This is a genomic window from Chryseobacterium sp. B21-037, from assembly GCF_028570785.1.
Lineage (GTDB): Bacteria > Bacteroidota > Bacteroidia > Flavobacteriales > Weeksellaceae > Chryseobacterium > Chryseobacterium proteolyticum.
Genome location: NZ_JALGCB010000001.1, coordinates 1,396,451 through 1,411,700 on the forward strand (window position 1 = coordinate 1,396,451; position 15,250 = coordinate 1,411,700).

14 protein-coding genes and 1 pseudogene are annotated in these 15,250 nt (G+C 36.1%); 9 read left to right on the top strand and 6 right to left on the bottom strand.

The features are described 5' to 3' along the window. The first annotated feature begins 1 nt into the window (after position 1). Both MTQ00_RS06080 and MTQ00_RS06085 read left to right on the top strand, forming a co-directional pair. A complete protein-coding gene (locus MTQ00_RS06080; RefSeq protein ID WP_172282493.1) occupies positions 2-415 on the top strand; it encodes a DoxX family protein in 414 nt (137 codons plus the stop codon). Between the two features lie 148 nt (positions 416-563). Beyond that, complete coding sequence (locus MTQ00_RS06085) at positions 564-1,121, top strand: DUF4256 domain-containing protein (protein WP_172282491.1); 558 nt, start codon at positions 564-566, stop codon at positions 1,119-1,121. A gap of 279 nt (positions 1,122-1,400) precedes the next feature. Here MTQ00_RS06085 and MTQ00_RS06090 read toward each other — a convergent pair whose 3' ends face one another. Continuing rightward, on the bottom strand, positions 1,401-2,372 hold the full coding sequence (locus tag MTQ00_RS06090; RefSeq protein WP_273648133.1) for a hypothetical protein: 972 nt from the start codon (positions 2,370-2,372) through the stop codon (positions 1,401-1,403). Positions 2,373-2,611: 239 nt separating this feature from the next. On the opposite strand from MTQ00_RS06090, the gene MTQ00_RS06095 reads away from it, so the two are divergent. Both MTQ00_RS06095 and MTQ00_RS06100 read left to right on the top strand, forming a co-directional pair. Next, a complete protein-coding gene (locus tag MTQ00_RS06095) occupies positions 2,612-3,112 on the top strand; it encodes a hypothetical protein (RefSeq protein ID WP_172282489.1) in 501 nt (166 codons plus the stop codon). A gap of 58 nt (positions 3,113-3,170) precedes the next feature. After that, complete coding sequence (locus MTQ00_RS06100) at positions 3,171-3,500, top strand: hypothetical protein (RefSeq protein ID WP_273648134.1); 330 nt, start codon at positions 3,171-3,173, stop codon at positions 3,498-3,500. Positions 3,501-3,548: 48 nt separating this feature from the next. Here MTQ00_RS06100 and MTQ00_RS06105 read toward each other — a convergent pair whose 3' ends face one another. Next, the gene (locus MTQ00_RS06105) at positions 3,549-4,580 is read right to left on the bottom strand and encodes a threonine aldolase family protein (RefSeq protein WP_273648135.1); all 1,032 of its coding nucleotides are present in this window, start codon (positions 4,578-4,580) and stop codon (positions 3,549-3,551) included. Positions 4,581-4,665: 85 nt separating this feature from the next. Between MTQ00_RS06105 and MTQ00_RS06110 the strand changes: the two genes are divergently transcribed. Further along, entirely contained in the window at positions 4,666-5,319 is a 654-nt protein-coding gene (locus MTQ00_RS06110; RefSeq protein WP_172282483.1) for a metal-dependent transcriptional regulator, read from the top strand. 60 nt (positions 5,320-5,379) lie between these two features. On the opposite strand, the gene MTQ00_RS06115 is transcribed toward MTQ00_RS06110, so the two are convergent. Further along, positions 5,380-7,809 carry a TonB-dependent receptor gene (locus tag MTQ00_RS06115; protein ID WP_273648136.1) on the bottom strand — a complete coding sequence of 810 codons (2,430 nt, stop codon included), beginning with the start codon at positions 7,807-7,809 and terminating at the stop codon, positions 5,380-5,382. 437 nt (positions 7,810-8,246) lie between these two features. On the opposite strand from MTQ00_RS06115, the pseudogene blaIND reads away from it, so the two are divergent. Then, a pseudogene (gene blaIND / locus MTQ00_RS06120) lies at positions 8,247-8,947 on the top strand (IND family subclass B1 metallo-beta-lactamase). 90 nt (positions 8,948-9,037) lie between these two features. Here the strand turns inward: blaIND and MTQ00_RS06125 are convergent. From MTQ00_RS06125 to MTQ00_RS06135, 3 genes are read right to left on the bottom strand one after another with little or no spacing between them, the layout of a single operon-like run. Then, the gene (locus MTQ00_RS06125) at positions 9,038-10,177 is read right to left on the bottom strand and encodes a hypothetical protein (RefSeq protein WP_172282477.1); all 1,140 of its coding nucleotides are present in this window, start codon (positions 10,175-10,177) and stop codon (positions 9,038-9,040) included. Between the two features lie 26 nt (positions 10,178-10,203). Next, positions 10,204-11,106 (bottom strand): TssN family type VI secretion system protein, encoded by a 903-nt coding sequence (locus MTQ00_RS06130; protein WP_172282475.1) that lies wholly within the window; start codon positions 11,104-11,106, stop codon positions 10,204-10,206. A gap of 55 nt (positions 11,107-11,161) precedes the next feature. Beyond that, entirely contained in the window at positions 11,162-12,079 is a 918-nt protein-coding gene (locus MTQ00_RS06135; RefSeq protein ID WP_228457021.1) for a type VI secretion system baseplate subunit TssG, read from the bottom strand. 341 nt (positions 12,080-12,420) lie between these two features. Between MTQ00_RS06135 and MTQ00_RS06140 the strand changes: the two genes are divergently transcribed. From MTQ00_RS06140 to MTQ00_RS06150, 3 genes are all read left to right on the top strand, one after another. After that, positions 12,421-13,212: a S1/P1 nuclease gene (locus MTQ00_RS06140; RefSeq protein ID WP_273648137.1), complete on the top strand. Its 792-nt coding sequence runs from the start codon at positions 12,421-12,423 to the stop codon at positions 13,210-13,212. A gap of 237 nt (positions 13,213-13,449) precedes the next feature. Continuing rightward, a complete protein-coding gene (locus tag MTQ00_RS06145; protein WP_055859010.1) occupies positions 13,450-14,316 on the top strand; it encodes a sigma-70 family RNA polymerase sigma factor in 867 nt (288 codons plus the stop codon). Positions 14,317-14,633: 317 nt separating this feature from the next. Continuing rightward, positions 14,634-15,227: a hypothetical protein gene (locus MTQ00_RS06150; RefSeq protein WP_273648138.1), complete on the top strand. Its 594-nt coding sequence runs from the start codon at positions 14,634-14,636 to the stop codon at positions 15,225-15,227. Positions 15,228-15,250 lie beyond the last annotated feature (23 nt).

The following is a 15,250-nucleotide window of genomic DNA, read 5'->3' on the forward strand; positions in this document are numbered from 1 at the left end:
TATGGAAACACAATCAAACAAATCCGAAAAAAGAAATAAGATCATCTATTGGATATTTACCCTTTGGCTGGCATTGGGAATGGTATCAACCGCTGCGGTTCAGCTTTTAAAAAATAAAGATGAAGTGGAAAACTTTACCAGCCTTGGATATCCGGCTTACCTCATGACCATTATCGGAGTATGGAAAATCCTGGGTGTCATAGCCGTACTTATTCCTAAGTATCCTTTATTAAAAGAATGGGCTTATGCAGGATTTTTCTTCGTGATGTCAGGAGCTATTATTTCCCATCTTGCTTCAGATCACAATTCAAGTAAAATTTTTGCTTCACTATTGCTTTTGGTACTTACTCTGATTTCATATTACTTCAGACCTGCTGACCGAAAAGTTGGATTTGGTAATAATAATGTATTGTAAGTTTTTTAATCTGATTGAAAATATCTGCATGATCAGTTAGACAAAAATTTAAAAAATATACCTAAAACACATATAATCAGGAACTTCATGAATACGTGTTATACGAAATCACATCCCATTAAAGAATAACAAAAAACATCAAATTAATATGAATAAGAAAAAATTAACTTCACAACAGAGTCAGGAGCTTTTAAAAATTCTGAAGACGCGTTTTGAAAAAAATACCGGCCGCCACAAAGGCCTTGACTGGAGTAAGATCCAGACCAGGCTTGAAGCACAACCTGAAAAATTATGGTCACTTTCTGAAATGGAAGATACTGAAGGAGAGCCTGATGTCATCGGTTACGATAAAAAATCCGATGAATACATTTTTGTCGACTGCTCTCCGGAAAGTCCAAAACGAAGAAGCCTATGTTACGACTACCAGGCCTGGGAATCCCGTAAAGCCAATAAGCCGGAAAGTAACGCCATCGACAAAGCGTCAGAAATGGGAATCGAATTACTAACTGAAGAACAATACCGCCAACTTCAGGAATTAGGAAAGTTTGATCTGAAAACATCCAGCTGGGTAAAGACACCCCCTGAAATTCGTGAATTAGGAGGTGCCATCTTCTGCGACCGCCGGTACAATACGGTTTTCATGTATCACAACGGTGCAGATTCATACTACGCTGCAAGAGGATTTCGTGGGAGTTTGAGAGTTTGAGAGTACTTGTGTTTGAGAGTTTTGGGGTTGAGAGTAATGTGTTTGAGAGTTGTTTGAGAGTATTAGGGGTGTAGAATACTGGGTTGGTATAAGGTTGTTTGATTTGGTAGGTGGTTCTAGATATCGTTAAGGCTGAGAGTATTTATATTGTAATAACTCTCAACTCTCAACTCTCAACTTTCAACTCTTAACTTAACTTTACATCTTGAACCTTATTGCAGCTCTCAAACCCTCAAACCCTCTAACTCTCAAACTCTCAAACACAAATACAACTCCCCCTCAGTCTTCAACTTTCAATTCCCTTATCCACGGTGTTTCCACGCTCCAAAAGATAATATCCACACCCAGATAGTTCCCGGCATATTCTACAAACTCTTCTTTTGTGAAAGGTTTCTTTGTTTTTGGATTTTTATACGTGAGTGTTGGCTCCTGGACTGCCATTGCAACTAAAGAAAGTTGTCCTTTATACTGATTAAAGAAGGGATAGGAATTTTTCATCTGGGCATTTTTGTTGGGAACAATATCAGGACCGCCTAAACCCACATTATTTTCTTTGGCAAACTTAAAGAGCCTGGACATATATTGATGATCATTTTCCCATTCACATGGAAAGAAATTGACATACTGCAAAACGTTGGACTTTTTGAATACCTCTTTTGCAAACTTTAGATTATCGATCTCTGCCTGAAAATACCGGTCACAGCTGAAACCGGTTTTATCTTTTTTCATCTCAATGTCTATAGATGTTTCCGGTAAATTAATACCTTGAATTCTTCCGTCAAATTTTTCAGCTAAAGCGCCCATGAGCTTTTGAAATCTTTTTTGAACTTCGGGATTCCATTGTTGGGTGACCCAACCATTTCCAACAGGCTTATTTTCACCAGGGTTATCATATTGCGGAACCAATCCTCCTTTATATTCCTTATCTTTTAATATATAATCCGGAACGTATCGGGCTTCGGGTTCAAAAAAGCGGTCCTGAAGCTGAATAAACAACTTTCTATCGAGTTGGCTTAGGAAATTGAGATCATTTTCAATCCGGGAAAAATCATAAACATCTTTTTCTTTTTCCAAAGATTTCCAATTATACACAATTTGAACTCCTCCGATCTCTTTGCTTCTTATCTTTTTTTCCAGATCATGAAGATCACCTGAAGAAGTATAAATATAATTTTGAGATTTTTGAGATTTGAAAGAACTTGCTCCAAAGAAAATGAAAGCAAGACAAAATATTTTAAAACTTTTTATCATATCCGATTTTTATTATCCTTTTATAAGCACTTTTTATGCCTAAATGAGTTTTTGATATACGGGAAAATATCCGGGAAAGTTTTTTTTAAGCGATTCTCGGCAATTAGGAAAAATTTGATATACACAAGTATTTAGGAGACTTTTTTTAATAAATTTTATTTCCAATAAATATATCTTTGATTTAAATAGTTTGGTTAATTTAGCAAAATCGAAATTTGATTTAATATAATTCTAAGGATATGAAAAAATTAATTATGTTGGGTTCATTATCATTCTTTTTAATGAATTGCAATAAAAAACCGGAACCTGTAACTCCAAAAGTGGAAACCGATTCTGTTGCAGTTGAAGAGCCGGTAGTTGATACATTAGGAACAAAGTCATTTTGCTATTTAGGAGTAATTGGTAAAGACAGTGTTTTTGCATCTATTGATGATAATCTGGGAACCATATCAGGTAAATTAGCTTATAAAAACAGCGAAAAGGACAGTTCTAAAGGAGATATAACAGGCTTTAAATCAGGAGATACATTAAAACTCACTTATGAATTCCAGTCGGAAGGTACTAAAAGTAAACGCGATATTTTCTTTATTCAGAAAGACAATACATTAATTGAAGGAATTGGAGACCATAAAGAAGAAGGCGGGCAAAGTAAGTATGCCGACGAAAAGAAAGTTGCTTACAAAGATGGGCCGAAAATGAATGTTGCTGATTGTGCGCTTGTATCTAAAGCATTAAAATAATACAGCTTCTTTCATCACATTAGCGCCTTTCCACGAATACAAACCAAAATCATGTTCTATGCAGACACTTCAATTCAGGCCTTTTTCACAGTCCGAATTTATTGAAGATTTAAGGAGAATATTTCCTCAATATAAAATTCAGACAAGTTTTGGAACATTACAGGTTCGTACAAGCGGTTTTACTCTTACCGGAAATGTAAAAATAACGACCAATCCGGGAATAGGTACCGTTACTACACAAACCAACAGTGATATCCCTCTATTTTATTTTATCTTCTCTTTTCCGATCGCTATTTATATCAGAATGAAAAAAGATAAAATAAAACATCTTGAAGATGAAGTGGTTGCGGGTATAAAGCGTATACTTAGGCAAGATCCCCACGGTTAATCAGCCGTGACACAAACTAAAAAAACAGCCATATGGCTGTTTTTTTAGTTATGACTCTCTGTTAATAATTTCAATAAAATCATTGATGCCTTCGTCAGGAGTATTCCAAGAAGTAATCAACCGGATTGCAGAATACTGGTCATCGATCTTTTTCCAGATGTAAAACTCAAATTTTTGAGATAAAATATCGATAAGCTCATTACTCAAAATAGGAAATATCTGATTGGTATAAGTCACGGATAAAAAGGCAGTTCCTTTTTCCTGTAGGGCATTTTTTATTTTCATCGCCTGCCGATTCGCATGTCTGGCCAGATCAAAGTACAGATCATCTTTCATCAGTTCCAGAAATTGGATTCCAAGCAACCTTCCTTTTGCCAGCAAAGCCCCTTTCTGTTTGATATTGAACCCAAAATCTTCCTGAAGAACAGGATTATTGATCACAATTGCCTCCCCTATCAGAGCTCCGTTTTTAGTTCCTCCCAGATAAAAAACATCAGTCAGCCGGGCTACGTTTTCAAGACTCAGGTCACTTACTTCTGCCGTTAAACCATGTCCAAGCCTTGCTCCATCCATAAAAAGATACAAGCTTCTTTCTTTGCAAAATGCGGAAAGATCCTCCAGTTCTCGGGTGGTGTAAATAGTTCCTAATTCTGTTGAGTTGGAAATATAAACCAATTTAGGCATCACCTGATGCGGAACATTGGTATGGCTTTCCAAAACCGTTATGATATCTTCCGGTGTTAATTTCCCGTCTGCTTTTTCAATGCCTAGAATCTTATGGCCTGTAGCTTCAATAGCTCCGGTCTCATTATTTAAAACATGACCTGTAGAAGCAGAAATTACAGCCTGATAGGGTTTTAAAATAGATGAAATAACGATCAGGTTAGCATGCGTTCCGCCTGAAACGAAATAAATTTCTGAATCTTTTTTTCCTATTTTTTCTCTGATCAGTTGTTTAGCTTCTAAAGAAAAACGGTCTTCCCCGTAACCGGCTTCCTGCTCGAGATTAGAACGTAAAAGTGCTTGTAGAATATTGGGATGACATCCCTCTGAATAATCGTTTTTGAATGAAAATTTCATAGATCAAAATTAAAAAAATTGAAGACAACAAGCGCAACATTTCCACAATATTTTGTTAGATTTGTAGGTAAAATCGTCTAACATTTTGAAAACAACATTAACAGAAGAAAATTATCTGAAGGCTTTGTTTCATTTGGTTGATAATGAAGGGAAAGTAACGATTAACGAACTGAGTAAATTTTTAAATGTAAAAATGCCCAGCGTTAATAACATGATGAAAAAATTTGCAGAAAAAAGCTGGGTTGTTTATGAAACCTACAAACCTCTCCGAGTTACCGAAAAAGGAAGACGGGAAGCAGCTTTGGTAGTGCGTAAACATAGGTTAACGGAGATGTTTCTGGTGAAAAAAATGAACTTTGGCTGGGAAAATGTGCATGAAATTGCAGAACAATTGGAACACGTACACTCCCAGATTTTTTTTGATAAAATGGATGAAATTCTGGATCATCCGAAATTCGATCCCCATGGAGAGCCTATTCCCGATAAAGATGGAAATATTATTGCTCAGGATCTGCAGAAGCTGAGTAATTGCGAAGTCGGTGAAACCGTAGTTTTTGCATCCGTTACACTCTCGGATGATGCTTTCTTAAGCTATCTCACGGAGAGAAAGTTATTACTGAATACAAAGATAAAGATCATTAAAATTGAGAGTTTCGATAAATCCGTAACAATTGAAATCGAAGGAAAAAAAGAAATTCTAAGTAAAAAAGCGACGGAGAAAATACTGGTAAAAAAGTAAATCCTAAGTATAACACAAATAAGGTGGCCTGGAAAAATCCAGGCCACCTTTTTTATATCCTTAAAAAGGAACAATAAGTTTTAAAGATACATTCCTTCCCATATTATAAATATTGCCTAAATACTTCAAACGGCTAAGATGCGACTGATAGGCACGGTCAAAAACATTATTCACCTGAAACTGGAGGACTGCGAAATGATTTTCCGAATAGTTGATAGCCATGGACGTTCCTATATTACATAAGGTATAGTCAGATGTTGCAGTTTCAGTACCATTGAGGTTAAGGTATCTGTTCTGCGCAGCTGAATATTCTATTTCTGCCATTGGAGTAATCGAAGAAATAATTGTGGAACCTGTAGCTATTTTCTGGGATATATTGCCTGATAATCTCAGCGGAGAGATCAATGGAAGATATTCGCCGTTGATTCCCTGGTTTTTAAACATCTTTTCCCGGTTGAATCCATAAATAACCGAAAAACTGGTTTCAAAATTAAATCCCTTCCACTTCTCAGGATGAAGAGAAAGCCATGCTTCCATACCATAAAGTTGGGCAGAAGCCTGCTGATATTGGTAGGTTTTGTTTCCCTGGGAATCGACGAGAGGATTTCCCTGACTGTCTATAAGCAATGAAAGATATATGTAATTCTGAATATTATTGTTAAACAAACTCACGTCTGCAGAAAAATCTTTAAAGCGTGTACTGACTCCCAAGTCTTCCTGTAATGAAAACTCCGGATCAAAATTCCTGTTTCCTCTGTAAATAATATGAGCTCCCGGATCCAATCCATTGGAACCTATTTCTGTGATATTAGGAGCTCTGTAGCTTCTTCCGATATTTGCTTTAAGACTGATGTGCTTCGTTAACTGAAACGCTGATCCTATGCTGGCAGATAGTCCGCCGAATGTTTTATGATACAAGGGAAATCGAAGTTCGGCACTGGCAGATGACGATGGGACGTGTTCTTCAAATTGGGTGATAGGATTTGTTCCTATATAAAAGTCACTCCATCGAATATTCCGAAGATCATACCGCGCACCACCACTGATGTTGAGTCTTTTGTATTTCCATTTTACATAAGCATAAACTCCTCCCTCCTGCAGATCATAGTCCGGAATAGGAAAATCAGTTGCTGATTTATTTGTATTATTCTGCATCATACCATTCACTCCGGCAGAAATTTCAAAAGACGAAAATTTTGGAAAATTATAGCGTACCCCATAATTTAACGTGTTGAGTCGTACATACATCCCGGCCTGGGAGGGAAATGTAGGATGATTGTATTCACGGCGGATATTTTGTTGTAAGGCCAGCTGGATATCCAGATCACCTTTTCCCAACTGTTCGGTATGTTGAGCATATAGCCTGTAATGCTGAATTCTCTGGTGCAATGGGGAAAGAGCATAAGAGTTAAGATCTTTTTCCGGCACAATAGGTCTTTTTTCCATATCATCATCATCTCCCTCTCCTACCTGATAAGTAAATTTTCCGGTTTTTGGATCTCGACTACCATCCGGTATTCCCTGGAGATTATCATATAATGTAAAATTGATCTTAGAAAAACGGGTGTCTGTTTTATATCCTAATAGAAAAGACAAGTTCTTTTCTTCAAAATTGGTATTGTAGACCCTTCCATCAATAGAATTTCTAAAGTTTTTAGCCATTCGGTAAGAGCCGGTTAAGGCTGCTATAAAAGAGTTCTTTTTGTATCCCACCTGCATTCCGTTCCCGATAAGATTATTATTTCCCTGGTATTCACTTGTTATTTTACCATGTACTACTCCATCATCCAGATTCGGAATATAGGGAAAAAGACTTACAACGCCGGCCAATGCATCAGAACCAAACATCAGGCTTGCAGGGCCTTTTATAACTTCAGCCCTTTCAATCATATAGGGACCGATCTCTATACCATGCTCATCTCCCCATTGCTGACCTTCCTGGCGTACCCCGTCATACAAAGTCAAAACCCGGTTATAACCCAATCCCCTGATAAAAGGTTTGGAAACATTCGGTCCCGTTTCTACCACACTCATTCCCGGTGCAGATTTTACAAGGGCACTTATGATATTGGTAGCTACTGATTTTTCAATCTGTTTAGAAGAAATACTGATCACTGCAACAGGATTTTCCTTGATTAAAGTTTCTTTTGAAACCCCAGTAATAACCACTTCATCAATTGTATTGCTATTACGTAACAATAAAATATCCGGAATAGCCGTAGAAGCTTTCTCTACAAAAATGTCCTGCTGCACTTCCTCATACCCTTTCGCCTTAATAACAAGCTGATAACTACCCGGAACCAGATTTTTCATAATGTAGTTACCGGTTTTGTCGGCTACCGTCTTTTCTTTTGTTCCTTTGAGTATTACTTCGGTATTCGGAAAGTCTCCGTTTTCATAAAGTATCCTTCCTTTTAATTGTGCATTTTGGGCACCTACTATAGAAATAGTAAAAATACCGGATGCTGACAGCATAAATCTGAAATTCATATACATTGTATTAAACCATGATTATCAAAGGCTATGGCTAAACATTAAAAAGCCTATTCGTGAACAAAGGCAAAAGTATAAAAATTTTAATTAATGCAACAATGTTGCTTTAATTATTTATCATATTCTTCTCATTACTCTGGAATCCTACCTGAAAGTAACAAAGTTAATTTCACAGACGAAGTGAAAATGGTTGTTCAAAACCACTACGGAGATTTCACAACATTATCATGCAGATAAATTTGCGAGCAAGTATTTACCTCATACAGAATGATGGTGACTGATAATCGTTAAAAAAGGGTTAAACCTTCTTCAGCAAATGGTCAATATTTTTATTTTAATTAGGTTTGCAAATCTTTCTGCTTCAACTTTTATTCTTCTTAAAAGCAGTATCATTAAATTATTATTCTAAAAATTATGAAAAAAGAAGTCAGTTTCTGATTATTTCCATTGTGTTTCTAAGCCAGTTCATCCATGCCCAGGTAAGAGATTTTGTAATAGAACCACCTATTAAGCCTAATTTGTATATCTACAAAACTTTTGGAGTATTTGGGGGCAAGGAATATTCTACCAACGCAGTATATCTTATTACTAAAAAAGGAGTCGTTTTATTTGATGTTCCATGGCAGAAAACACAGTATCAAAGCCTGATAGATACAATACAAAAGCGGCATAATCTTCCTGTTATTGCTGTATTTGCCACCCATTCCCATGAGGACAGAGCAGGAGATCTCAGTTTTTATAATAACAAGGGCATCAAGACCTATGCTACGAAAAAACCAACGAAATCTTAAAGAAGAACGGAAAAGCAACCTCTACTGAAATTATAAAAACAGGAAAACCCTATCGCATTGGAGGAGAAGAGTTTATTGTTGATTTTCTTGGAGAGGGACACACCGCAGATAATGTAGTGGTATGGTTCCCCAAATACCATATATTAGATGGAGGATGTCTGGTAAAAAGCAGAATGGCGGCAGATTTAGGATATACCGGAGAAGCTAATGTAAAGGCGTGGCCTCAGACAATGGCAAAATTAAAATCCAGGTATGCCGGAGCAACGATGGTTATTCCGGGACATGATGAATGGAAAGGTGGAGGTCATGTAGAACATACAATAGATCTCCTGAATAAAAAATAGCAAAAGCCCAGGCAACTTGCCTGGGCTTGTTTCATCAAAAAAATCCCGTAAAACGGGATTTTAATATTTTAACATTTTAATATAGATCAATTAATCCAATACGCTCCAACCTCTTTTCGGATTAGCGTTATTAGAAACTTCCTGCTCATTAACGATGATATTTTCTTTTCTCTGACCGATATAATCAAGTTCACTCAATTTAGAGAAAATAATTTCAAGACTTCTAAGCATCTGCTGGATATAAAGCAAAGGCTCACCACAATTGTGATGATCATAATTGGTTTCAGCAACAATAGAAAGCTGATTCAATAACGTATGAGGGGCAATTTCACTCCATTCCAAACTGTAATTCAGCATTTCTTCCAGCTCGGCAGGAACCAGAACCTGGGTAGAATTATAAAGACGAAGCGCCAGCTTTGCGAAAGAATCAATTAAAAATACCGGTGGTTGCCAGGGAATCACATTTCTGAACTGAAAATACATATCCCCGAACGTATTGATCATGGCATTACACAAAAACTTAACGTTTTGTGCCAGTGCCGTATTCTGATTTTTATGAGAAGCTTTCTGAATGATCTTGAACGCATACTGCTGTAGATTTCCAATAGATTTAGCAAAACTGCCATAGTAATCAATAAGAACAGGATGGCTCTGAATAGAAGTACATGGCGGAATAAAATTGGAATTAACCTGGGCAATATTACCTTTAAGATCAACCTTTCCCACGATCAGATAATTTCCTCCGGAATAGCTGCTGTTGAGCGACGTTACAGGAAGAAGTTCAATATGGTAATTCGGCTGGGCATTTGGGTGTCTTGGAGGGATCTCTTCAGGATCGATATCTCCAAAAGGTACTTTATCAAACGGATTTACTGAAATCAGAATGTAATATTCTCCATCAGCCTGTTCTTCATTCATGGACTTCGCCAATGATTTTACGCTTACCCTCCTGTCCGACAGCTCCATTCTGTATCCGGCCAGCGTTACAGCACTGCAACGTTTGATAACCAGCTGTACATCATTCGTCGCGGTATTGTGAACATCAAAAATGGTTTTATCTGTAAATTCATTTGAGATAGGAAGAAGCCCGTAATTATAAGGAGTGATTCCCAATGAATTGGAATCCCTGATGGTATCAATTAAAAAATTATCCTGATCATTCAGGTGTCTCTGGGAAACTTTCATCCCGTCAACCCAATTGATTGCAAAATGTTTAATAGGCTGTATCATATTAAATACTTTTAAATTTTGTGTGGTTATGATTTTCTTGTTATTCCTTCTTCTTCATGCTGAATAACCCTCTTACAAATTACGACCTCATTTTCAGAAATCCCGTTTGTATTAATATCCTGGTTAAAATCAATATATTTTCTAAAGCTGAAAAATGATTTTTTAGTATAAAAGATCCAGTAATAAGATTCTCTGTCTGCATCCGTAAGGTGAATGATCGATTTAGGATTTTTGTGATTGTAGTCATCCACTACCCTATAAAACCAGTCTCCAAATGTTACTCCGGTTGGCAAAGTCTTAGCCTTAATTCTGAACCTGTTGGAATCTTCTAAGTTTTTACTTAATTCCACATTCAATACCATAAGTCTATCAAAATCCGCGCCTTCGAAATCCGGAAGCCTCTGCTCTGGAGAATAACGCCATGTTTTATAAATATCCACCGGAATACTGATAAACTGAACATAGCAATAATGAAACACCATCGGAACAAGAAATATGATAACACTCGTTGCAGACATTACCGCATTACCGGTTCCCACACTCATCCATTTGAACAGCAATACAAAAAGATATCCTCCGAAAGCAATACACGTTAATGAAAGTATAGACTCAAATAAAATGCTCATCGGCAATGAGTCAATGTGTTTTTTGAAATATTTATCCAATAGATTGACATGGATAATTCCAAAAATAAGGTAAATGATTTGTGCTATAAGATACCAATACGGGTTAAATAGATTTCCGGCAAACCCAAAAAATCCGGGCAAAGCCAAACATAAACTGCATAGCAGCACATAAATAATAATGACCTTAATTTTAATTGCAGGTTTATTTCTTCTGATTACACCGAGTATAACCATCATGATTACTGCTATTAAAGGCATTAAAATATATCTTAAAAAGATTCCCTTTACTGAAGAAATTTCCATTGGTTGTTTTTCAAATTTATAATGTATTGGTGCTTGTAAATATAGCTAAATTATTTTACAGAAATGTAGAGTATCCAAGGCGGTTTGCATTTCTTTCATCATCTTCCAGCTTAAATGAATATTCCTGTTTTTCGGTGATAAAATTTTCCACTACATCTACCGTTACAGGGAGAAAATAATCGTATAACGCCTGGAGAACTTTTCTGAATGGATTTCCGGGAATATACATTTTCATTTTTTCATACGGAATAGGTCCTATATTCACAACCCAGTTACGCTGTCCGTCCATATGCCTGCCACTGGGAATATAAGTAACTCCCAATCGGGAATTCCCTAAAAGCATAGAGTCGTCATTTTCCTCTATATCCTCGATAACATTAGGAGTGAAGGTAACTTCTACCGGTACCTGAAGGAAGGCAGTCAGGCATCTTTCAAACCACCTTTTATCTCCACGGATGTTATGGAAAAAAGGTAAAATATGCATAAAGATATAGGCATTTTTTGTATCCAGATGTCTTACAATAGGCCACAGCTCACTGATCGTTTCAAGCAGTGTATCGGTATCGCTTGATACATCAAAGTCAAACTCCTTAGACAGAGCACTGATTTCCGTAAAAAAGATTTCTAATTCAAATGGACGAAAAAATTTGCGCGCGTCTTCCTCAATCCTTTTTTGTTTGCGGATCTCCTTAACAACGCTTTCTACATTCTTTCTTGAGGTACTTAATGAAGGGGGATGAAACAAACCTTCCGGAAGATAGTCGTATATCCCTTCCCTGTAAGTTTCTATCGTAAATACTTCTTCATCAAATCCCAGATAATTACTTGAAATACTTTTGATATCTTTAAGATAAGCCCTGTCATTGATGCCGATACGGTCAATGAAAATATTGCTTACACTCCTGTGATATTTCAAAAGATTAACGGCTACAGACTCTGCTTTAAAATCTGTCTGCAGCTTATTGTAATGCATATCTACAATATTATTCTCATACATAGTGTTTCCTGTGATTATGGCCTGTAAAGATAATATATCTCATCGCAATGAAAAAAAAATATTATTCAATTTTTATATTTCTACGACAATACTATCGATAACAGCAGTAAAAATATAAAAATTTTGTATAATCAAAGCGGGTTCCGGATAAAAAATATAAAATAAAAGAATACGTAGCTACCTGTTAATTGGAACATGGTTTAATCCATGAATATGATTAAATTTTATTAACCTTATTATAATAATAAGAAATTCACTTTTTTACGCCTTATTACCAAAAGCTAAGTTATCTTTGCAGATTGAAAATGTTATTTACAATGAAAAGTATTTATTCTAAAATTTTAATTTTAGCATTCATTTCCTCTTCTCTTTATTCATTTGCGTGGGGATTAACGGGACACAGAATTATTGCAGAAATCGCAGAGAACCATCTTTCCGGAAAGGCAAGAAGAGAAATCAGAAAAATTATGGGCAAGGAACGCCTGGCCTATTGGGCTAACTGGCCGGACTTTATTAAATCGGATACAACAGGGGTATGGAAGCAGGCTTCAGCATGGCATTATGTAAATATTGATCCGCAGACTGATTTTAAAACCTTTGAGCAAAATTTAAAAGCACAGGCGGGACCAAGCCTTTATTCTCAGGTAAATACGTTATCTGCACAGGTAAAAGATGAAAAAACCCCTGAGAAAGATAGAAAAATTGCATTGATTTTCCTGATCCATATTATGGGAGATTTAGCACAGCCTTTACACGTAGGAAGAGCGGAAGATCTGGGAGGCAACAAGATTAATGTTACTTATTTCGGAGAAAAAACCAACCTGCACTCTGTCTGGGACGGAAAATTGGTTGATTCCCAAAAATACAGCTACACGGAATATTCAAGATTACTGGATATCAAATCAAAAGATGAAGTGAAGCAAATTCAGTACGGGACATTGGAAGACTGGTTGTACGATTCGCATAAAATTGCCAATAAAATATATGCGCAAACACCGGATGGATCCAAATTATCATTTGACTACCAGTATAAGTTTAACGATACTCTGGAAAGGCAACTTCTTTACGGAGGTTTAAGACTGGCCAAATTGTTGAACGACCTGTTTTAATAAGATTGATCGTGATAGAACTCAGGGTGGTATGTTGAGTTATATTTTTGTTCAACATCTAACCTCTAAAGTGTGATTCTAAAAATTTCAACGATTAAAAAGATAGGGCGAAACTTCGGTTTCGCCTTTTTGTTTGCGCAAAATTCAGTTTATGTTTAAAAAAAATTAAAACTGGTGTAACCTTTTGACCTCTTCAAGCGTATAATATATAGTAACTCTAGTTTGAGGATAAAATAAATGAGACAGTTAAAAATTACTAAGCAGGTAACCAACAGGGAAACTGCTTCATTAGACAAGTATTTGCAGGAAATTGGTAAGGTAGAATTGATTACTGCAGACGAAGAAGTAGATTTGGCACAAAAAATACGTGCAGGTGACAGAGCCGCACTGGAGAAATTAATCAAAGCCAACCTTCGTTTCGTAGTTTCTGTATCTAAACAATACCAAAACCAGGGACTTTCTTTACCCGATTTGATCAATGAAGGTAATTTAGGATTAATGAAAGCTGCAAAAAGATATGATGAGACCAGAGGTTTCAAATTTATCTCTTACGCAGTTTGGTGGATTCGTCAATCAATTTTACAGGCTTTGGCAGAACAGTCAAGGATTGTAAGATTGCCACTAAACAAGATTGGCTCAATTAACAAAATCAATAAAGCATACGCTCACCTTGAACAGGAAAATGAAAGACCACCTTCTCCGGAAGAATTGGCTGAAGTTCTTGATATGAGCGAAGAGGATATTAAAGAATCTATGAAAAACTCCGGTAGACACCTGTCTATGGATGCACCTTTAGTAGAAGGTGAAGATTCTAATCTTTACGATGTATTGCGTTCCGGAGAATCTCCAAGCCCGGATAAAGATTTAATGCTTGAATCTCTTCAAATTGAAATTGAAAGAGCATTGAACACTTTAACTCCAAGAGAAGCGGATCTTGTAAGATTATACTTCGGATTAAACGGAAAACATCCAATGACTTTAGAAGAAATTGGTGAGACTTTTGACCTGACGAGAGAAAGAGTTCGTCAGATCAAAGAAAAGGCGATCAAGAGACTAAAACATAATACAAGAAGTAAGATTTTAAAATCTTACCTGGGTAAATAATTTAGCCTAAACAATTAGCAGCGGAGTTTGATTTTCAGACTCCGCTTTTTTTATCTTTGTTTTTATGATCGAGATTTTTTTTCTCTCAATCAAAAGCCGGCGAAAGCCTCAGGATAAAAGGCTACTTCAACCGCGGAATTTTAAATCAGGACTTTATAATTTTCATAAATTTTAAAAATAAAGGCTTTGATATCAATTCCATTTTATAAATTCAATGTTTGTAACAATACAAAATATATATTCAATTAATCAAATTAAATAATCAGATCTTCAGAAAAAATTCTGTAGTCAGCAAATATCAACTGAAAAAACAACACATGAAAAAAATACTTTACATCATATCCCTGGTTGCCTTACTAATCTCCTGCAAAGAAAATAATTCGGAGAATGCACCTATTGCAGATAATTTAGTGGATCATGCAGAATCTTCTGTTTCAGGATCTTTTAAAAGTGGTCGGGGTGGTGATATGATCGACCAGATTTACTCTGAATTGATTAAGAATGACAACAATCTGAAAGTACTGGATGATAAAATAAGCGATGCAAACAGGGAAGCCATTCAAGTTATTTTTAAGTATAAAGAAGTCCTTGACAAATCTGAATCATACTACCATGATGCTCAGTACCATACTGATGCAATAAGCGATTCCATTCTGAAAAATGAAATAACCAAATCTATCAAAGCAAGCTCTGATCAATATTCTTTAAAAGTCAAAAACATAAAGGATCTTATTAGTCAGATCGATGTCAATGAAAAGAAAATGAATGATCTTTACACCGCTTTTAAGATCAGAAAGACACTTCCTGAAATTGAAAAATACCAGCAGGCTCATCCTCTGAAAACAGACCAACTGAACATATTCATTAATAAGCAAAATACGCTATTAAAGGAGCTGAAAAACCTGAAATAATTCAGAATACAATAAAAATCCAA